Below are 18,783 nucleotides of genomic sequence, written 5' to 3'. Positions count from 1 at the left end.
TTTGCCAATATGGATAGCGATAAGAGAAACTTATTATAAAAATAACAAAATTCCGAATATTCGTTATTTAACTATGTTTTTATCAATCTATCTCTTGTTTTCTCTTATTTTTAGGCATTTTTAATATTTCCCATCACGAAATAAATAGCTTATATTCATAAATAAAGCTTTTAATTAATTTTTGGACGGTGATATGCATGCAATTATTAAAACCTTTTTCCTATAGTAGAAGATTTCCTAACATCGAGGTAATTGGTTCCGCCTTTGTGGGTAATCAGGATAATCTGATCCCCTTATCATTTGGATTTCCGGCACCTGAATCACTTCCGGTTGATAAAATGACCGCTGCTACAGAAGCTGCCATGCAAACACAAGGAAGATATGCATTAGCTTATAGTGGTGGAGCAGGAGTGAATGATATAATTAACTGGATTAAAGAAAGATCAAAGTTACGCGAGATAAAAGCCAAGGAGAATGAAATACTTGTAACTGCAGGCAGTTCACAGGCAATAGATTTAGTCACAAGAACCTTAACCGACCCTGGTGATGAAATATGGGTAGAAGCACCTACATTCTTCGGCGCACTGAAAACATTTCAGTTGGCAGAAACGAAATTAACTTCTTTCCCTATTGATGAAAATGGCTTAAGAGTCGATTTAGTGGAACAGGAATTAAGCGAAAGAGTTAAAAATAATTTACCACTCCCTAAATTAATGTATGTTATACCGAATTTTCAAAATCCCGGAGGAGTTAATCTATCAGTAGACAGAAGAAAACGCCTTGCCGAATTAGCATACGAGTATAATTTCTTTATTATCGAAGATGATGCCTATGTTGAGCTTTCTTTTGATGGAACATTTTCTCCAGCTATTTATTCGTACGGGCCAGAAAGAGTCGTTTACTTAAGTACTTTTTCCAAAATAATCGCCCCTGGTTTACGACTCGGCTGGGCTATTGGCTTAACGGAAATCATCGAAAAGATGCGGATTTTAAAAATCGATGGGTTAACAAGCGTTTATGTTCAAGAGGTAACAAAAAATTTACTTGATCAAATCGATATGGATGAACATATTAGCTATTTAAATTCCCTTTATTTATCGCGTAAAAATGCTATGGTTTCAGCGATAAAACAATATTTTGGTAATGATGTTACCTTTCATGAAGCAAATGGCGGATTTTTCCTTTGGATTACCTTCCCTTGCCATATTGATACAAGTGAATTTATTGATGCTGCAGCATCAGCCGGAGTTTCCTATATCGCTGGTAAGCATTTCTTCTTAAAAGATGAAGGATATAATCATATGCGATTAAGCTTTACATTCTGTCAGGAGGACATCATTGAAGAAGCCATTAAACGACTCGCAAACATTTATTATGAGTATGTAAATAGCAAACAAATAATTGAGGGAGTAAATTAATGATTAAAAGGAAATTAATTCCGAAAATTTATATCCGGAGAACTATTCCACAAAAGTATTTAGATAAAATAAAATCCACTGGAGGAGAATATATAGTAGATCCATGGCAATATGGGGAGCCCGAACCGCCAATAAGCCAAGATATTAGTGGTTGCAATATTGTCTTGACTTTGGGATTAACAGATTCATTAGCCATCACTAAACAAGCGCCCTATCTTAAATGGGTGCAGTCTTTAAGTGTTGGCTTAGATGCACTTTTAACAGAGGAAATCAAAAAGAATGATATCGTCATTACGAATACAAAGGGATGTACTTCTGTTCCTATAGCAGAGCATACAATTGCAATGATGACTAGTTTAGCGAGGGGAATTTCTTATATGATTCGGAATCAGTTAAATCGAAGGTGGACATCTACCCCTATAACTGATCTTTCAGGGGCAACCGTTGCGATTATTGGTTATGGGGAGATTGGCAAGCAAATCGCAAAACGTGCTAAAGCACTTGATATGTTTGTGATCGGCTGCAAAAAAAGACCGTCCATACATGCAACTGACGATCCTGCCGATAAAATTGTTGGGCTTGATCAGCTAGAATCAGTGATGGCAGAAGCTGATTTTTTAATTCTAGCTTTACCTTCAACGCCAGAAACGTACCATCTTATTAATAAAGAAAAATTAGAAAGCATGAAAAAAACTAGTTTTTTAATTAATATCGGAAGAGGAAATACAATTGTGGAAGAAGAGCTCATTAATCACTTAAAAGAAAAGAAAATTGCAGGTGCAGCTCTTGATGTCTTCGAAACAGAACCTTTACCACCGCAACATCCTATTTGGCAACTGGAGAATCTGATTATATCACCACATAATGCATATTTTTCTCCCAATACTCTTGAGCGCTACATGGATTTATTCTTGGAAAATATCGAGCGCTTCAAAGAAGGCAAAGAACTTTTGAACGTCGTCGATAAAGAATTAGGTTATTAAAAAATAAGGAAATACAATTACTGCCGATAAACATTTGTTTACCGGCAGATTTAACCAAATATCTTATATTATACTGTTTCAAAGCCCTCTTTTTTCCAAGCGGTAGTTCCACCCTCAATGAAGACTACATCTGTGAAGCCCATTTGCTTTAATAGGTAGGCACCAAGTGACGCTTGTCCTCCAAGACCACATGTAACAATAACTGGACGGTTGCGATCCGCTAATTCTGGATCTCTCAATTCTTCTGGTAATTCCAAATCTGCGCGAATTGGCAGCATTCCTAAAGAGATGTTAACGGAACTAGGAATTAAACCACAAGCACCGGCATCTGCAGCATCTTGAACATCAATTATGTAAGTATTAGGATTTTCTTCGATTTTCTTTTTCGCCTCAACGGAAGAAATACCTTGAACATTTTTTCTAGCCTCTTCTACCATTTTTCCAAAAGTTAATGCCATATCTTCATCACTCCTTTATTATCTAACATATACATAGTAACAAAGTTTATTCTAAATTACTAATGAATCGTTTTCCATACCTTTAGGAGAAAAATCGAGACATTATAATGGTAGAATAATATTCTCCGTTAGTTAATCGTTTATCTTTTTTTAAGACTCCTTCTATTTCAAAGCCAAATCGTTTATATAGTTTAATCGCTTTTTCATTTAATTCTATAACCGATAATGTCATTTTTGTAATATCATTTTCCGCTCCCCAATTTATGGAAGCTTCTAATAAATGGCTACCTATTTGATATCCCCAATATTCCTTTAAGACAGCAATACCGAATTCCACTTTATGCTTAAGACGCCGCAAGTTAGAACCCTCACAGCGAGAAAAGCCAATAATTTGCCCATCTTCTCTCTCTGCAATTAAAAACAAATGATTTGGCTCTTCGCAATCTGAGCGGATTAAGTGTATAAATTCTTTTTCAGTAAGTACTCCCTCTCCAGGTTCGCGATCTAGAAAAGTTGTTTCTCCATCTATCTGTAACCTAACACTAGCAAGCTGTTCTGCATCACTTTCCTCCGCACTTCTTATTATATAAGGAAGCTTATTCACATCATAGCGTACAGGAATTATTTTCATAAAATAGCTTTCTCCTTAAGTTATAGTTTTTGATTAAGTAAAATGGACTATTAGATAGAATGACAAAAACTCTCTCTATAAAGAGACTTTTTTACTAACTTGTGAGCAAAGAAATTTACCCAAAGATTAGAAAAATAATGTCAACATTAAATAGAGAGAGTTTTTCTCTTAATCTATTAGTTTTTTAATTTATCACGTAATACCATTGGTAAAATACCACCATGGCGATAATAATCAATCTCTACTTCTGAATCGAAACGTACTAATGCTTCAAATGTGATTTTCTTACCATCTTCCGTAGTAGCTGTAACTTCTAGGAAATCACGTGGTTTAACTGTTTCATCTACATAAACATTGAATGTTTCTTTTCCAGTTAATCCTAAGCTTTCCGCATTCTCGCCTTCTTTAAACTGTAATGGAAGTACTCCCATTAACACTAAGTTAGAACGATGAATTCTTTCGAAGCTTTCTGCGATAACCGTCTTAATGCCTAACAGATTTGTTCCTTTTGCAGCCCAGTCACGAGATGATCCCATTCCGTAATCTTTTCCTGCAATAACCATTAAGCCAGTTCCTTCGTCTTTATACTTCATACATGCATCATAAATGGAGGTAACTTCCCCAGTTGGCCAGTGCGTAGTGAAACCACCCTCTGTACCTGGAGCAATTTGGTTACGAATACGGATATTCGCAAATGTCCCTCTCATCATTACTTCGTGGTTACCACGACGAGAGCCATATGAGTTGAAATCACGTGGCTGTACACCATTATCTTTTAGGTACTTACCTGCAGGAGTATTTACACCAATGGCACCAGCTGGAGAAATATGGTCAGTCGTTACAGAATCACCGAATTTCCCTACAACTCTTAAGCCTTTTAATGGTAATACTTGCTCTGGATCAGGTTTTAAGCCCTCGAAGAATGGCGGGTTTTGAATATAAGTAGAAGTATCATCAAAGCTATATAAAGAATCGCTGCTTGTTTGAATTTCATTCCAGCGTTCGTTATCATCAAATACTCTTTCATATTCTTTATTAAATAGTTCAGGTGTAACTGTACGATGAACTACTTCATTTACTTCTTCTGTAGATGGCCAAATATCCTTGAAGAATACATCATTACCATCCTTATCTTTTCCAATTGGTTCTTTTTGCAAGTCAATATCAACAGTACCAGCAAGAGCATATGCAACAACTAATGGCGGTGAAGCTAAATAGTTTGCTTTTACTAGTGGGTGGATACGTCCTTCAAAGTTACGATTACCAGATAGCACACTTGTTACAAGTAAATCAGAATCCGCAATAGCCTTCTCGATTTCCTCGCGAAGCGGACCAGAGTTACCAATACATGTAGTACATCCATATCCTACAAGGTTGAAACCAATTTGTTCTAAATAAGGAAGAAGACCAGAATCTCTTAAATAGCCAGTAACTACCTTTGAACCTGGTGCTAGAGATGTTTTCACAAACTTCGGTACTTCCATTCCTTTTTCGACTGCTTTTTTCGCAACTAAGCCTGCACCAACTAATACATATGGATTCGATGTATTTGTACAGCTTGTAATTGCGGCGATAGCAACAGAACCTGTTTTCATTGTAGTAGAATCCCCATTTGCAAAGTTCACTACTACTTCTTTATCAAATTCGTCTGCTTTTAAGCCAAACCCTTGGTTTCCTTCTGGAGCTGTTACAGACGCATTGAATACCTCTTTCAATTTAGAAAGTGGAATTAAATCTTGAGGACGCTTTGGACCAGAAAGATTTGGCTCAATTTCTGCTAAGTCAATTTCTACAACATCCGTATAAACCGGTTCTAAGTTTGGATCAAAGAATAAACCGTTTTCCTTACAGTAAGCTTCAACCACATTAATTTGCTCTTCAGAACGCCCAGTTAGTCTCATATAAGCTAAAGATTCATTATCAACTGGGAAGAAACCGCATGTTGCTCCATATTCTGGTGCCATATTCGCAATAGTTGCCCGATCAGCAAGTGGTAATTGCGGCACACCAGGTCCGTAGAATTCAACAAACTTTCCAACTACTCCTTTTGCACGAAGTACTTGCGTTACCTTTAAGGCTAAGTCTGTTGCAGTAGAGCCATTTGGCATTTCGCCAACAAGTTTTACCCCTACAACTTCTGGAACTGGAAAATAAGAAGGTTGTCCTAACATACCTGCTTCCGCTTCGATACCACCAACACCCCAGCCAAGAACACCGATACCATTAATCATCGTTGTATGAGAATCAGTACCTACTAATGTATCAGGGAATGTTTCATACTCGCCTTCAGCTGTTTCATTTACATGTACTACATTTGCTAAATATTCTAAATTCACTTGGTGAACAATACCAGTTGCAGGCGGAACAGCACGATAGTTATCAAATGCCTTTTGCGCCCAGCTTAAAAATTGATATCTTTCTGCATTTCTTTCAAATTCTAATTCCATATTTGCTTTTAATGCATCCGGAGTTCCATATTTATCAACCTGAACACTATGGTCGATAACTAAATCAACTGGTTTCTCTGGATTAATCTTACTAGGATCTCCCCCTAGGTCAGCCATTGCTTTACGTAAAGATGCAAGGTCAACCACCGCTGGAACTCCTGTGAAATCCTGGAGGATTACCCTCGAAGGTTTGAATGGAACATCAATTTCCTTTACCTCATCTGTTCCCCATTTTGCGAGGTTTTCTACATGCTCTTGTTTAATAACAAAATCATCCATTTGTCGCAAAACTGATTCTAGTAATACCTTGATAGAGTACGGTAATTTCGATACTTTACCGATCCCAGCTTTTTCTAATGCTGCTAATTGATAGTAGTGATAACGCTTCCCACCCACTTCAAACGTTTGGCGGGCATTATAAAAATCTTTTGCCATATGTATTACCCCCTCATTGTAATCATATACCAAAAATAGAAAAATAGTCGAACAATTTGATCTCTATTATCTATTTACCATTTATAATTTTAATACAAGGATTGTCATAAGTAAATAATAAGAAAGTTATCAAATACGATAAGTTTATCTTATGGTATTTTTTTCATAGCAAAAAAGTAGACCATCGAAAAAGCTGCAAACTTTCTGATGGTCTACCTTTTTAAATTTCATTTACTTCATCCACAATGCTTTTTAAGTCTCTTTGAAAGCTTTCTAATTGCTGTCTTTGATGCTCAGATGCTACTTCTAGAGCATTCTCTATTTGTTGATAGGTCTCATTAATTTCTTGTTTTAGATGCTTTAGCTGATGTCCATAGTTTGCAGAATCTTTTACGATATCTTGATAAAGATTTTGTGTTTCAAGTAAATTCCGTTGAGCATCTTGAAAAGCTTCTTGTTTATTACTATGATAAGGCATATTCCTATCCTCCTGCTAGTTATATTCGTGGTGCTTACCAATAAGTTGTGCAGTGAATCGTGAAAATATGCGGTATAAATATGTGTATAAAAAAACATCCTATAAAGGATAGTGATGCATTACCTCTTCATGATAATAGAAAGGAGAGAAAAAAAGTGAACAAAAATGACAGCAAAGATATGCACAGAAATGCTCCTAAAGGAAATCAATCTGGTCAGCCAGAGCCACTTAGCGGGAGCAAAAAGGTGAAGAACCGTAACCATTCTAGACAAAAACATAATAATCATCACGATATGTAAGAAAAGTACACTAATTCACTCTACAACATTCTAGTTAACAAAGTAGGTTATTTTAAAAGGTTTTTCAAGTATTTACCCTAATTGATGTATATGTGTGGTCAAATGTGTGGTCAATATGCGGCCACTCATTTGGCCTTTTTAATTAAATAGCCTAACCAACATCAGTCAATAAGGATAAAAATAATGGTAATAAATTTACAAGAACTATCCTAAACTACAATACATCATTAGTCTCTAACCTATTTCTTTTTGGTCGATCATAATCATTAATGTATACTGTTCTTTCAGCAGAAGCAATATTTCAAAGTCCGTTTTTTATCCCTCCTTTTTTTTATTTAAGCAGATATTCCTGATAGTTCATGAAATAGACAAAAAACATCCAAAAAAAATAAAACCCTGCCATTGGCAAGATTTTATTTATATTAGTTATTTAAAGATTGTACATCATACGAATTTTTTCTATTTGCTTAAGTTCATAGTCATACTTTACAAGGTTTAATTCATAAACTAAGATATTAAAAAATTCTTCAGCTCTTTTTAAGACCTCTTGAATAAAAGTTTTATAACCAACAATAAAACCTTTATTTTCAATTTTAAAATCTAACTTGCTTTTATCATTCTTGTAAATGTCCAAGGTGACGTTGATAGGTTGGCTAGGAAAATAAAATTCAGATTTTTCTTCCTCTACTAACTCTTCTATAGAGTTTAACAAATATGCCCATAAAGTAGGTAAGTCATCCCAGTTACTAACCTCAGAAATTATTCTGTAATTATAAGTAATAATTATGCCGCCATCTAATGTAAGTATTCCATCCTCTACTTTCATTTGACTTTTGATATAATTTATAAAATTTTTCTGATCGTCTAATTTTACAATGTATTTTTCTTCATTACTAACTAAATCTTGAAGGTCCGTAACAACTTTTTTTAAAATAAATGAGATTATTAATAATTTTTCCATGTTTTTTCATCCTTTTATTCTTTTGGGATAAAGTTGTTTGATATGACCTTTTGTAATTCCCTTGGTATATTTTACTCCATTAACTTTACCCTCGACTTGAAACATTGTGTTAGCCCCCTTTTTTCCCATGTAGTTCTATTTTGTTTTGCGATAGTTGGTGCTAAGGGGATTTTCTTTATAAGCCTTCCTAAAAGCACAATAAGTGGGCGAATTAAAAATAATAGAATAATGCAAAACTGCCAGTTATGCCAACTAGAGTAGTCATACCAATAAGAACTTATTTAAGAAGATACTTTCGCACTTGCATGATTTATTTCCCTCCAATATTCCTGAACTGCACATCCTTCCTCTCCATCTATTTAAATTGACTGATTTTCAGTAATTAATCCATGAAATAGTTTTATACTAGTAATAAGAATACATATACAAATTTACAATCCTTTTATGTATGATGAATGAGCATCTTAAGAAAAAAGAGACCGAATCCTTGAGGAAACGATCACTCTATATTTGAGAGTACTATTTAGCTAACCCAACACTAGTTTCCGTTGTAAAATTCGGCAGCCAGTCACCATGCGCTTCTATTAACTCGTCACATAAGGAGATGATATCGTCCATCGATAACTCAGAAGCTGTATGTGGATCAAGCATTGCCGCCTGGTAAATATATTCCTTTTTCAATGTCATTGCTGCTTCAATTGTCAGCAATTGTGTGTTAATATTTGTCCTGTTTAAAGCTGCAAGCTGTTCAGGGAGATCTCCTACATAGGTTGGAGTAATCCCGCTTCGATCAGCAATACAAGGAACCTCTACACATGCTTTTTCCGGCAGATTGCTGATCAATCTTCCTGTATTAAGCACATTGCCACCAAATTTAAAGGGGATATCTGTTTCAATTGCTTCTATAATACGTGATCCATATTCCCGGGAACGAACATGTTCCAAGGCTTTATTGTTAACTAGATCCTCTCTCATTGCAACCCAATCATTAATTTGCTTTTCACAACGACGAGGATATTCATCTAATGGAATATTGAAACGGTCAATTAACTCAGGATAACGCGATTTAATAAAGTACGGATGATATTCAGCATTGTGTTCTGATGACTCTGTTACATAATAACCAAACTTATCCATCAACTCAAACCGAACCATATCACCATGCTTAGTTTTTTGCAATTCACGAGCTCTCCGCTTAATTTCTGGATATAAATCAATTCCATCCTTGCTTACTTCAAGAAGCCAGGCCATATGATTTATACCCGCAATCTTTTCTTTCACTCCTGTTCGGTCCATCCCCAATGCTTCAAATAATTCTTTTGTACAAATTTGCACACTGTGACACAGACCAATTGTTTTAATTGGTGTGAAACGATTCATAACCCCAGTTAACACAGCCATTGGGTTTGTGTAATTTAAGAATAACGCATCAGGACAAACTTCTTCCATGTCTTTTGCAAAATCGAGCATAACGGGAATAGTTCTTAAATTCCTGAATATTCCCCCGATGCCGACTGTATCTGCAATCGTTTGTCGTAAGCGATATTTTTTGGGGATTTCAAAGTCAATTACCGTACTTGGTTTATAGCCGCCTACCTGAATCGCATTGATTACATATTTAGCTCCTCTCAAAGACTCTTTTCGATCCGTATATGCTTTTACTATAATGTTTTTCCCTAGACTTTCCTTCAAATTAGTAAGCATTTGTTCCGAATCCTGCAAACGCTGTTTATCAATATCATATAACGCAAATTCATATCCTTCTAAAGCATCAACGAACATACAATCTCCAAGAACATTTTTAGCAAACACGGTACTTCCTGCACCTAGAAATGTAATTTTAGTCATAGTAATCCTCTCCTCCCAGCTTTCTTTGATTTATCCGTTTTACTGATATTCCTTTCGTATTCCTATCCCTGTACCTCGGTCCATTCATCAATGACGTTATCAAATAAATTTTTTTCCTTCCTAAATTGTTGAAAGATGGTAAAGTGTTTATCTTTAGGAATATAAGCTTCTGCTTTTTTTGCTCCTCCTTTCTTTACAACTTATAAAGCAGATCCCTGTGTAAGTAACATTTGACTAATTCTCTATGTTCAAACTTTCTCCATGTTGAATCTTACAGTTCTTCCTTTAGCGAATTGTTTATGTAATAAAGTTTTCTATCTGACTAATAATCTCAGCTGGTATATAGGCATATTAACATTAATTGTAAGGGGTTTCAATAATTATTCTCACTTTTCAAAAAGTTACTTTACTAATCAGCTTTTATCCTAAATTACAAGTAAATACCCTCCCTAATTACTTTGTTTTATTTTTACAACTATTACAAAAAAACAAAAAAAGGAACTGTTCACACAAACGAGTTCCTTTTTTATCTTAAAGTATCGGTAAGTTTAAAGCAGTATGAATGTTTTGCAAATTAAGGTTCACTTGTTCCTTTGGATCCCATGCATGGTACCACCCTTTTTCAGTCATGTATTGGGATAGTTGTTCATGTAAGTCAAGTGCTTCATTTAGATGGCGGACAAGGATTTCTTTTATCTCTGGATGTCCCGTTTCTGTGATGGCCATGGAATAATTTCTAATTCCGCTTTTGGCAGAAATCAATAGATCTGTTGCAATCATTTGATCAGTTAAAGCATCCATGCCTGTAAAATATTCTATAATGGAATTCATCCGTTCTCTCCCCCCATTCTCGGCATTTCTTGCGCTTTCGATAAAATAGTTGAAAATTCCTGTAGCTGCCTTGTTGATATATCCACATCTTGCAGCATTAATTCTTTTAATTGTGGATCGGAAACAAGTGCGCGCATCGTTTTAGCTTTTGTTATGCAAATCGTTTTAAACGTAGCCAGTTCTTGAACTTCTAATACTTCATGTAATACATAATCCATTACATAATCCTGCCTTTCTTATGGTTTTAAGACAACTTTTATACAATTATCCATTTTCGTATCAAAAATTTCATACCCTCGTTTTGCTTCACTCAATGGTAATACATGACTTACGACATCACTCGGATCAATTTTTCCAGTAGAAACTAATTCAAACATATATGGCATGTAATGAATAACAGGAGCTTGTCCAGAACGAATATTGACATTGCGCTGCATGATATCTCCTAAAGGAAAAGCATTATATCTGCCGCCATAAACGCCAGTAATTTGGATGGTACCACATTTACGAACCGCTTGGGCAGCCATCACAAGAGCGCTCATTGTGCCGCCTTGCAGCTTCATGCCGCTCGCTAGGAATTCCATATCGCTCATTTTTCCATCCATGCCAACAGCATCAATCACCACATCGGCACCGCCTTTTGTGAGTTCTTTTAAGTAAGCTCCCACATTTTCAACCTGTTCAAAATTAACAATTTCTACCTTATTTGTACGTTTGGCATGCTGCAGACGATAATCAACATAATCGACAGCAATGACGCGTTTTGCCCCTTTCAGCCATGCGAATTTTTGTGCAAATAATCCAATTGGTCCACACCCAAATACTATGACTGTATCTCCAGCTTTTACACCCGCATTATCTACACTCCAAAATCCAGTTGTCATTGCATCGGCAATAACCGTCAATTTTTCATCAGGTTCTTCACAAGTTTCTGGAATCTTAAAGTGAGTGAAATTTGCAAAAGGAACTCTTAAATACTCTGCTTGCCCGCCTGGATAACCTCCCGCATTCCCTGAATAACCAAAATAGGCACCAACATCTCCATTATCGTTGGAATTGTCACATTGACTTTCTAAATTACTTTTGCAGTACTGGCATTCTCCACAGGCAATATTGAAAGGAATAATAACCCGGTCACCTTTTTTGACTTTCGTCACTTCTGGTCCAACCTCTTCAACTATCCCCATCGGTTCATGGCCAATCACATAATTTTCTTGTAAGTTTGGCATCATTCCATGGATTAAATGTAAATCAGATCCGCATATCGCAGTACTTGTCACTTTAATAATCATATCATCAGGTTTTAAAATCTTTGGATCTTCCACTTCTTTTACTTCCACATTTTTAATCCCTTGGTAAGTTACTGCTTTCATTCTATCTAACCTCCATATTTAATGCTGATCAGGCGTCCGATCAAACATTCCTTTTCGATTCGTTTCACCAGTAAACAAATGCATATTTCCAATCATAATAGTATTCTTTGCCGAAAGTTGATCTAACTTATATTGTTCACTCATATCATGAGGATGGAACCATTTTTTTTCTATCATTAAATCTGTTATTTCTTGGTGCATCTGGATTGCCTGATTAAGTTGTTTTCGTAACAGTACTCTTAAGTCTGGTGAAGCTGTTTCAGTTAAAGCTGTTGCTATATTTCTCACCCCTTCTTTTGCGCGAATAAGAAAATCAACCGCAAATGTCATATCAGCAAGCTCTGGCATATTTAACGCATTAATGGGATCTAAGTAGTCATTATTCAATGGATAACACCTTCCTCTCCACCTATAATTGGCGTTGGACGCATTTGAGGGATTTCTGTTGCGAATGGCACATTCTTATATACTTCTTGTAGTTCCCTAAGCGCCTGAATAGACTGATTTACATCTTTCTGCATTAAATTCTTAAGCTCTTCATCAAAAACAAGACCTTGCATTAACTTTGATTTTGCTACACAGAGTGTTTTAAAATTTATCACTTCATGTAAATCTAATGATTCATGCGGAGCTAAGCTGTTCCTTTCCATGACCAATTACCTCCTGTCCTAATTTAATTACTTCGCTATTTTCCCCAACTTCTTTTCTTAATTTACTAGCAATTTTTAACGATTTATTTTTTGGAAAAAAACATCTTTATTTACATAAAATTTGAATTATGTACATATTTCCTTTAATGTTATCGTTTCTTTTGCTCATACTAATAAAGCAAACGACTTCTTGAAAGGATTAGGTTATTATGCTAAATAAACAACAAATGTCCCATTTTCAAAAAGTATTAAATGAACAAAAACGTGATTTGGAAATTAGATTTGAACATAATGATAACTTAGATTTGAAAGATGGACATTACCATGAGTCTCTTGGAGAGCTATCCAGTTATGATAATCATCCAGGAGATGAAGGAACGGAGCTTTATGAACGCGAAAAGGATATTGCCCTTGCTGAACATTACCATCATGAATATATGGGGGTGTTAAATGCTTTAAAGGCAATTGATGAAGGAACATACGGAAAATGTGCGGAATGCTCTCAAGATATCCCGATAGAAAGATTGGAAGTTATTCCTACAACGCTTTATTGTAAGGAGCATTCTCCTGATCAGAAAATCTCTGAGAAACGGCCAGTGGAAGAAGAAATATTAATGCCTCCTTTCGGAAAATTCGATATGGATAATAAAGATGAATCTGTCGTATATGATGCCGAGGATTCATGGCAGGAAGTATCTAGCTGGGGAACATCGGAAACACCGTCTGATTTTGCTCATCCTGTTTATGACCATTATAATGACGTCTACACAGAAAGTGATGAGAATATTGGCTATGTGGAAGATTACGAGAACTTTGTCGGTGTGGATATAGATGGAAGAAATATAACGGTTTACCCTAATGAACAGCATAAACGCTATGAACAAAGCTTGGATGAAGAAGGAATTATGACTACGTTTGGTGACTTGCCTGCTTACGAGCATGAGCCTTATGTGGAAAATGATGAGTAAAAAATGGGTTGTCTTAAGAAGGTGTAATGCCTTTAGACAACCTTTTTATATTTTCGTCACGCTTTCCTCCTTATAAGAATATATTAAATATACTAAGGAGGATTTTTATGAATGATGATAACTGGTTAAGTTTAATGGATGAATGGCTGAAAAACCATTTTCTTGATCCGTTGACTTCCGTATTAGATGAAACTGAGTTTCGAATTGATGTGTACGAAACGGAGAAAGAATTTATCGTGGAAGCATTATTAGCGAATTGTCACGATAACAGCATCCATCTTTCTGTAACTAAAAATTTGCTTACTATTAAGGCAATAATGCAAGATTCTAATCTCCTCAAAGAAAAACAAAGATTAATTGAATTTCCGGTTTCAATTGATCAAAATCCAGTTTATGCTGTATGCACAAATGAAATTCTGGAAATTTTTATTCAGAAGAAAAAACAGCAAGACAAGAAACTAACATCTACGATTGACATTCAGTTTTTATAAGTTGAATTCTCTTTCATATGTCTTTTTTAAAACATAATATTGGATTCCTTTCGTATGCTTTAAAGCACTTTTGGCATGCTTTTTCGCTACATCCTTTTCCTCTTTTTTTATAGCGATTTCCGCTAATAGTGCTTCTTTCATCCATTTCTTATTTACCCTTGCTATCCATTGCTGGGCATCATGAAATTGTTGCTCTTCTATATTGATTAAGGCTAAATAATAGGACTTCATTTCCGAATGTTTTATTTTCTCAGCTTCTTCTCTAAGTCCAAGCGTTTTTCCAAAATAAAGAGAAAATAATATCGTGAATATTGGATAATGAGCTTGATATTTTTTTCGTTTCATTAGTTTCCGGTAGCTTACAATTACCCTTTTATCCTCTTTCACACTTAAAGCATGAACAAAGCTATAATAGGGATGCTTTTTATTCTTACTAAAAAGTTTTTCCAATTTCTCAATATTTCTAGTTGCATGAATACGATACCATGTTGTTATTAACATCGTTACAAATACAAGTACATAACAAATAAAGATGTTTAGAAATAGAGGAGATGTAAAATTGTCGAGTACAAAGAAAGTAATAATAGCTACAGCTACTCCGATTATAAATGTTCCAAAAGATACCAAAAATATTCCTCCTCTACATAAACCATGCGTCTGCTAGGTTTATGATTCCTTCTTCTATTTCCTTTTCTTTTAATCCTCCAAACCCTAATAACAGAGGGTAACTCGCCCTTTCCTCGGCAAAATATGGTTTTGTGGAATAAACGTTAATCCCTATTTTTTCTGCTTCTGATAGCAGGATAGCTTCATTTTTCAAAGCTATACGAATAAGTAAATGTAAACCTGCTTTTTCACCAATTATTTCCACCTTATTTCCCATATACCGCTTGATACATTGAATCAAAAAGGTATATTTTCTTTCATATACTTTTCTCATACGCTTAATATGCCGTTCAAATTCTCCCTTTTGGATAAATTTTCCTAAAGCTTGCTGTAATAGCGGAGAGCACGGTTGAGTCTCGTTATACCTTTTCTTTTTCCATTTTTCTAGTAAAACATTAGGTAATACCATATAGCTTATTCTTAATGATGGTAAGAATGATTTAGAAAAAGTCCCCATATATATTACTCGATCATGCTGGTCAATTGCTTTCATACTTGGAATTGGCGAACCTTGAAAACGAAATTCGCTGTCATAATCATCTTCTACTATATACCCGTTCTCCCTTTCTGCCCACTCTAATAGCTCAATCCGCTTTGAAATAGGCATAATTTTCCCGGTTGGAAACTGATGGGAAGGGGTAATATAGACCAAATTACAAGAACTATTTAATAAAGAAGATAAGTCATGTCCATCTGTTTCTGATACTGGAATAGAAGATATAGAAAGCCCTTTTTCCTGGAATACATTGCGCACATCATTATAACCTGGCTCCTCCATCCCTATATGTAATGGGCAATCATTTAAAAGTGATAATACAACTTGGATTAGCTGCTCCGTGCCTGCTGTAATAACAAGCTGATCTGCTGTCGTCTGAATTCCACGTGACCTGTATAAGTATCCTGCCACTTCTTCTCTTAATTCTAATTCTCCCTGCTTATCTCCATAATTCATCCACCCATTTTGCTTGTCCTCCATTATTTCTTTCAGGGTCTTTTTCCAAGCATTTGTTGGAAAATTAGTCTGATCAATATCCCCATAATGAAAATCAACGGAATACTGTCCTGTTTGCTTTAAACTATTTTTATGGTTCCATTGGTTTTGTTCATTTTTATATTCATAACTAGGTAAGGAAACAACCGTATACCCACTTTTCTCTTTACTTTCCACATACCCTTCCAGCCATAATTGCTGGTATGCATCAATAACAGTATTTTTACTTATGTACAAATAACTTGCTAAATATCGAATGGATGGCAATTTTGTGCCCGCTTCTATCTTCCCTGTTAAAATTTCCGCTTTAAAATAATTATATAATTGCATATATACTGGCTCTGTACTTTCTTTATGCAAATGAATAGCCATATTCATACCCTAATTCTCCTTTTTCTCTCCGTTTTGTACCCTTAAAATTTCTGTAAACTGTGCCTATGTAATATACTCATTTCATTTTAAAATGAAGGAACAAGAAATGGAAGGGAATGATTTTGTAGTGCGACAATTATTTTTGGTGGAGGTAGGAGCAAAATGAACATATTCCAAGCAACAAAGAAAGACATCGGAGAAGTAGCTCGCTTATTTAATGAATATCGCATGTTTTATAAACGAGAAGATGATATCGTGAGTGCAGCAAGTTATATAAAGGAACGAATCGAAAACAACGAATCTGTAATCTTCGTTGTTCAAGACGGTGATGATTACATAGGTTTTACTCAACTTTATCCTAGCTATTCCTCTTTATCGATGAAAAGAACGTGGATATTAAATGATTTATATGTTGAAAAAAGAGCAAGAAAAAAAGGAATCGGAGAAATGTTATTACAACAAGTAAAAGAATACGCAAAGAATAGCGGAGCCAAGAGTCTAAGTCTTAGTACAGCTATAGATAATTTATCTGCGCAAAGATTATATGAGAAGAATGGCTATAAAAAAGATACGAAATTTTTTCATTACGAGTTAAATTTGAATAGTTAATCGTTCTTCCGTTTACTTTAGTCTAATAATTATTTTATGCAGAAGCTGTCTAACCAGGTTTCTGCATTTCTATTAGTTGTAGTTTGGCTGATTCCTCCCCTCTTTGGCTGATATTTTTCTGCTTTGGCTGATTTCCTACCCACTTTGGCTGATATTTTTTTACTTTGGCTGATTCCCTACCCACTTTGGCTGATATTTTCCGGTTTTGTCCAGAATCCTCCCCCTTTTGTCCAATAATCTTGCACCACTAAAAAAAATCGTCCTAATTTCCAAAATCTCTTTTAATATTCACGTATTTTTTTCATAAATTAACAAACAATACCAATATAATGATGGTGGAGGTTTGTCTAATGAAAAAAGTACTTTTTACTTTTTTTCTTTTTTGTGGTTTATCTCTTCAAGCATCGCCAGTTGACGCATCTCCAAGTGAAAAGGAAGTTAAGAGCTTAGCCGATAATTTGGGATGGACAACGGAAGACTTAGAAGAATATTTATCATTTAAAGGATTAAAAATAAGTGATTTTGATAATATACGTGTTTTAAAAAAACAACTTGGAACCCCAATCACGCCGTCTAATCTCAATAAATTACTTGTACAAAATTCGATGACACAGGAAGAATTAGATATTTTATTGGCGGGATTTCATGAAAGTATAGAAGATTTCTGGTTTTTAGAAGACTTAGAAGTAGCGATTGATTTTTATAAAAACCATGAAGATAAGATGCTGCAATTAGAAAAATTTCTCGAGAATATTGGCTTTGATGATAAGGAAAAACAACAATTTTATGGGCATCTAAATAAATTGGACCCTGCTTTTTTAGCTGCAAAAGTGGAGGATTGGAAACAGCAATTATCAACTTTTCAAGCTATGGACCAAGAAAGTGAAATAAGCGCAGAAAGAAACCAGGCATTAACGGATTTTTGGAAAGATTTTTTTACAGCAACCTCTTTAAAGCCAGTCATTATTAGCATAGACGATAACGGAAAAAGAAACGAACTTTCCTTGAATGATCTAAATCATAAACAGATGGATGCGACGGTGGCGATTGAATTATACGATCATGAGCAATTTTTAATTGGGGATGCAGTTGTGACATCTGATTTGGTTGCTTCTGTAGATGTTATCGACAAAGTGGTTGAATTGACGGAAGTGACAGAAGGTTTAGCCAATTTATATGCTGCTCAGCTTCCTAATACAGCATCTTCTCTTCCTATTATCCTTTGCATCGGTTATATGCTAGTATTACTAGGGTTGTTGATAACATTTAGGAAAGCTCCCTATGAAAATTAGAAAAAAAATGGGGATTCTCTCTATCTTGATAGGATTGGGAATGATTCTCTATACTTTGTCTTGTTATTTAAAAGTGGAAACTATTACAAAACAACCGTTCCTTGCTAAAGATAGTCATGTAGTTTTCTCTCCAACTCAATTTTTAAAAGAAGGAGAAAAAATGGGAGTCATTCTCATGCCGAAATTAGAGAAAACGATTCCTATTTATGAAGGGGTAAGTGCTGAGGTTTTAACTGAGGGAGCAGGTCATTATCCAAAGAGTGCCTTACCCGGTGAAAACAACAATGTTGTATTGTCAGGACATCGCGACACCTTTTTCCGTTTCCTGAGAGATTTAAAAAAGAATGATTCCCTTATAATCCAAACAATGGAAAAAGAATATGAATATAAAATTACGAAATTCTCCATTGTCTCACCTAATGACCGAACCATTCTTACTCCTAAATCAAGAGCTGTCCTTACACTAACTACCTGTTATCCCTTCTCCTTTATAGGACATGCACCAAAAAGATATGTAGTAACTGCTGCGTTAATACATTCAGAAGAATTCGGAAAAAATAATCGATCAGAATAATTCTCAAA

The 18,783-nt window shown here is 35.2% G+C and carries 22 protein-coding genes; 8 read left to right on the top strand and 14 right to left on the bottom strand.

The window, feature by feature from the left end:
* The first annotated feature begins 197 nt into the window (after nt 1–197).
* The gene (locus NSS71_RS05745; RefSeq protein ID WP_341151360.1) at nt 198–1,418 is read left to right on the top strand and encodes an aminotransferase-like domain-containing protein; all 1,221 of its coding nucleotides are present in this window, start codon (nt 198–200) and stop codon (nt 1,416–1,418) included.
* Nucleotides 1,418–2,401 (top strand): D-2-hydroxyacid dehydrogenase, encoded by a 984-nt coding sequence (locus NSS71_RS05740; RefSeq protein ID WP_341151359.1) that lies wholly within the window; start codon nt 1,418–1,420, stop codon nt 2,399–2,401. The genes NSS71_RS05745 and NSS71_RS05740 overlap by 1 nt, the downstream gene beginning before the upstream one ends.
* A 68-nt stretch (nt 2,402–2,469) precedes the next feature.
* On the opposite strand, the gene NSS71_RS05735 is transcribed toward NSS71_RS05740, so the two are convergent.
* The 4 genes from NSS71_RS05735 to NSS71_RS05720 form a co-directional block, all read right to left on the bottom strand.
* Complete coding sequence (locus NSS71_RS05735) at nt 2,470–2,859, bottom strand: rhodanese-like domain-containing protein (RefSeq protein WP_047943510.1); 390 nt, start codon at nt 2,857–2,859, stop codon at nt 2,470–2,472.
* 82 nt (nt 2,860–2,941) lie between these two features.
* Nucleotides 2,942–3,490 (bottom strand): GNAT family N-acetyltransferase, encoded by a 549-nt coding sequence (locus NSS71_RS05730; protein ID WP_061798914.1) that lies wholly within the window; start codon nt 3,488–3,490, stop codon nt 2,942–2,944.
* 176 nt (nt 3,491–3,666) lie between these two features.
* A complete protein-coding gene (acnA, locus tag NSS71_RS05725) occupies nt 3,667–6,372 on the bottom strand; it encodes an aconitate hydratase AcnA (RefSeq protein ID WP_061798917.1) in 2,706 nt (901 codons plus the stop codon).
* Nucleotides 6,373–6,592: 220 nt separating this feature from the next.
* Nucleotides 6,593–6,850 carry a hypothetical protein gene (locus tag NSS71_RS05720; RefSeq protein ID WP_047943508.1) on the bottom strand — a complete coding sequence of 86 codons (258 nt, stop codon included), beginning with the start codon at nt 6,848–6,850 and terminating at the stop codon, nt 6,593–6,595.
* A gap of 155 nt (nt 6,851–7,005) precedes the next feature.
* Here NSS71_RS05720 and NSS71_RS05715 point away from each other — a divergent pair, with 155 nt between their 5' ends.
* A complete protein-coding gene (locus NSS71_RS05715; RefSeq protein ID WP_082138385.1) occupies nt 7,006–7,149 on the top strand; it encodes a small acid-soluble spore protein P in 144 nt (47 codons plus the stop codon).
* Nucleotides 7,150–7,579: 430 nt separating this feature from the next.
* Here the strand turns inward: NSS71_RS05715 and NSS71_RS05710 are convergent, their stop codons facing one another.
* The 7 genes from NSS71_RS05710 to NSS71_RS05680 all read right to left on the bottom strand — a co-directional run bounded on the left by NSS71_RS05710 (nt 7,580) and on the right by NSS71_RS05680 (nt 12,812).
* Complete coding sequence (locus NSS71_RS05710) at nt 7,580–8,110, bottom strand: hypothetical protein (protein WP_341151358.1); 531 nt, start codon at nt 8,108–8,110, stop codon at nt 7,580–7,582.
* Nucleotides 8,111–8,629: 519 nt separating this feature from the next.
* Complete coding sequence (locus NSS71_RS05705) at nt 8,630–9,958, bottom strand: alpha-glucosidase/alpha-galactosidase (RefSeq protein ID WP_341151357.1); 1,329 nt, start codon at nt 9,956–9,958, stop codon at nt 8,630–8,632.
* A gap of 531 nt (nt 9,959–10,489) precedes the next feature.
* The gene (locus tag NSS71_RS05700; RefSeq protein WP_047943506.1) at nt 10,490–10,789 is read right to left on the bottom strand and encodes a spore coat protein; all 300 of its coding nucleotides are present in this window, start codon (nt 10,787–10,789) and stop codon (nt 10,490–10,492) included.
* Nucleotides 10,786–11,007, bottom strand: a complete 222-nt coding sequence (locus NSS71_RS05695) for a hypothetical protein (RefSeq protein ID WP_047943505.1) — start codon at nt 11,005–11,007, stop codon at nt 10,786–10,788. Before NSS71_RS05695 ends, NSS71_RS05700 begins: the two co-directional genes overlap by 4 nt.
* An 18-nt stretch (nt 11,008–11,025) precedes the next feature.
* Nucleotides 11,026–12,162: a zinc-dependent alcohol dehydrogenase gene (locus NSS71_RS05690; RefSeq protein WP_047943504.1), complete on the bottom strand. Its 1,137-nt coding sequence runs from the start codon at nt 12,160–12,162 to the stop codon at nt 11,026–11,028.
* Between the two features lie 18 nt (nt 12,163–12,180).
* Entirely contained in the window at nt 12,181–12,549 is a 369-nt protein-coding gene (locus tag NSS71_RS05685) for a spore coat protein (protein WP_047943503.1), read from the bottom strand.
* On the bottom strand, nt 12,546–12,812 hold the full coding sequence (locus NSS71_RS05680; RefSeq protein ID WP_047943502.1) for a hypothetical protein: 267 nt from the start codon (nt 12,810–12,812) through the stop codon (nt 12,546–12,548). The genes NSS71_RS05685 and NSS71_RS05680 overlap by 4 nt, the downstream gene beginning before the upstream one ends.
* 209 nt (nt 12,813–13,021) lie before the next feature.
* On the opposite strand from NSS71_RS05680, the gene NSS71_RS05675 reads away from it, so the two are divergent.
* Nucleotides 13,022–13,780, top strand: coding sequence for a TraR/DksA C4-type zinc finger protein (locus NSS71_RS05675; protein WP_047943501.1), 759 nt, complete (start codon nt 13,022–13,024; stop codon nt 13,778–13,780).
* 107 nt (nt 13,781–13,887) lie between these two features.
* Nucleotides 13,888–14,271 carry an Hsp20 family protein gene (locus NSS71_RS05670; protein WP_047943500.1) on the top strand — a complete coding sequence of 128 codons (384 nt, stop codon included), beginning with the start codon at nt 13,888–13,890 and terminating at the stop codon, nt 14,269–14,271.
* Here the strand turns inward: NSS71_RS05670 and NSS71_RS05665 are convergent.
* Together NSS71_RS05665 and pdxR are read right to left on the bottom strand one after the other, a co-directional pair.
* A complete protein-coding gene (locus NSS71_RS05665) occupies nt 14,266–14,898 on the bottom strand; it encodes a hypothetical protein (RefSeq protein ID WP_047943499.1) in 633 nt (210 codons plus the stop codon). The genes NSS71_RS05670 and NSS71_RS05665 overlap by 6 nt on opposite strands.
* Nucleotides 14,899–14,911: 13 nt before the next feature.
* Nucleotides 14,912–16,306 carry a MocR-like pyridoxine biosynthesis transcription factor PdxR gene (pdxR, locus tag NSS71_RS05660; protein WP_061798936.1) on the bottom strand — a complete coding sequence of 465 codons (1,395 nt, stop codon included), beginning with the start codon at nt 16,304–16,306 and terminating at the stop codon, nt 14,912–14,914.
* 156 nt (nt 16,307–16,462) lie between these two features.
* Between pdxR and NSS71_RS05655 the strand changes: the two genes are divergently transcribed.
* Nucleotides 16,463–16,909, top strand: coding sequence for a GNAT family N-acetyltransferase (locus NSS71_RS05655; protein WP_251687208.1), 447 nt, complete (start codon nt 16,463–16,465; stop codon nt 16,907–16,909).
* A 49-nt stretch (nt 16,910–16,958) separates the two neighbouring features.
* Here NSS71_RS05655 and NSS71_RS05650 read toward each other — a convergent pair whose 3' ends face one another.
* Nucleotides 16,959–17,093, bottom strand: coding sequence for a hypothetical protein (locus tag NSS71_RS05650; RefSeq protein WP_336045315.1), 135 nt, complete (start codon nt 17,091–17,093; stop codon nt 16,959–16,961).
* Between the two features lie 166 nt (nt 17,094–17,259).
* Between NSS71_RS05650 and NSS71_RS05645 the strand changes: the two genes are divergently transcribed.
* Nucleotides 17,260–18,201, top strand: a complete 942-nt coding sequence (locus NSS71_RS05645; protein WP_061798942.1) for a processed acidic surface protein — start codon at nt 17,260–17,262, stop codon at nt 18,199–18,201.
* A complete protein-coding gene (locus tag NSS71_RS05640) occupies nt 18,191–18,775 on the top strand; it encodes a class D sortase (RefSeq protein ID WP_047943496.1) in 585 nt (194 codons plus the stop codon). Before NSS71_RS05645 ends, NSS71_RS05640 begins: the two co-directional genes overlap by 11 nt.
* Nucleotides 18,776–18,783 lie beyond the last annotated feature (8 nt).

The sequence above is a fragment of the Niallia sp. FSL W8-0951 genome, assembly GCF_038006525.1.
Taxonomy (GTDB): domain Bacteria; phylum Bacillota; class Bacilli; order Bacillales; family Cytobacillaceae; genus Niallia; species Niallia circulans.
Note: the sequence above shows the minus strand (reverse complement) of the source record. Positions and strands in the feature narration are given on the sequence as shown.

Excerpts from the sequence above, each read along its gene's own strand:
- NSS71_RS05745 (WP_341151360.1), top strand. The coding sequence starts at position 198 with ATGCAATTATTAAAACCTTTTTCCTATAGTAGAAGATTTCCTAACATC.
- NSS71_RS05740 (WP_341151359.1), top strand. The coding sequence starts at position 1,418 with ATGATTAAAAGGAAATTAATTCCGAAAATTTATATCCGGAGAACTATT.
- NSS71_RS05735 (WP_047943510.1), bottom strand. The coding sequence starts at position 2,859 with ATGGCATTAACTTTTGGAAAAATGGTAGAAGAGGCTAGAAAAAATGTT.
- NSS71_RS05730 (WP_061798914.1), bottom strand. The coding sequence starts at position 3,490 with ATGAAAATAATTCCTGTACGCTATGATGTGAATAAGCTTCCTTATATA.
- acnA (WP_061798917.1), bottom strand. The coding sequence starts at position 6,372 with ATGGCAAAAGATTTTTATAATGCCCGCCAAACGTTTGAAGTGGGTGGG.
- NSS71_RS05720 (WP_047943508.1), bottom strand. The coding sequence starts at position 6,850 with ATGCCTTATCATAGTAATAAACAAGAAGCTTTTCAAGATGCTCAACGG.
- NSS71_RS05710 (WP_341151358.1), bottom strand. The coding sequence starts at position 8,110 with ATGGAAAAATTATTAATAATCTCATTTATTTTAAAAAAAGTTGTTACG.
- NSS71_RS05705 (WP_341151357.1), bottom strand. The coding sequence starts at position 9,958 with ATGACTAAAATTACATTTCTAGGTGCAGGAAGTACCGTGTTTGCTAAA.
- NSS71_RS05700 (WP_047943506.1), bottom strand. The coding sequence starts at position 10,789 with ATGAATTCCATTATAGAATATTTTACAGGCATGGATGCTTTAACTGAT.
- NSS71_RS05695 (WP_047943505.1), bottom strand. The coding sequence starts at position 11,007 with ATGGATTATGTATTACATGAAGTATTAGAAGTTCAAGAACTGGCTACG.
- NSS71_RS05690 (WP_047943504.1), bottom strand. The coding sequence starts at position 12,162 with ATGAAAGCAGTAACTTACCAAGGGATTAAAAATGTGGAAGTAAAAGAA.
- NSS71_RS05680 (WP_047943502.1), bottom strand. The coding sequence starts at position 12,812 with ATGGAAAGGAACAGCTTAGCTCCGCATGAATCATTAGATTTACATGAA.
- NSS71_RS05675 (WP_047943501.1), top strand. The coding sequence starts at position 13,022 with ATGCTAAATAAACAACAAATGTCCCATTTTCAAAAAGTATTAAATGAA.
- NSS71_RS05670 (WP_047943500.1), top strand. The coding sequence starts at position 13,888 with ATGAATGATGATAACTGGTTAAGTTTAATGGATGAATGGCTGAAAAAC.
- pdxR (WP_061798936.1), bottom strand. The coding sequence starts at position 16,306 with ATGAATATGGCTATTCATTTGCATAAAGAAAGTACAGAGCCAGTATAT.
- NSS71_RS05655 (WP_251687208.1), top strand. The coding sequence starts at position 16,463 with ATGAACATATTCCAAGCAACAAAGAAAGACATCGGAGAAGTAGCTCGC.
- NSS71_RS05645 (WP_061798942.1), top strand. The coding sequence starts at position 17,260 with ATGAAAAAAGTACTTTTTACTTTTTTTCTTTTTTGTGGTTTATCTCTT.
- NSS71_RS05640 (WP_047943496.1), top strand. The coding sequence starts at position 18,191 with ATGAAAATTAGAAAAAAAATGGGGATTCTCTCTATCTTGATAGGATTG.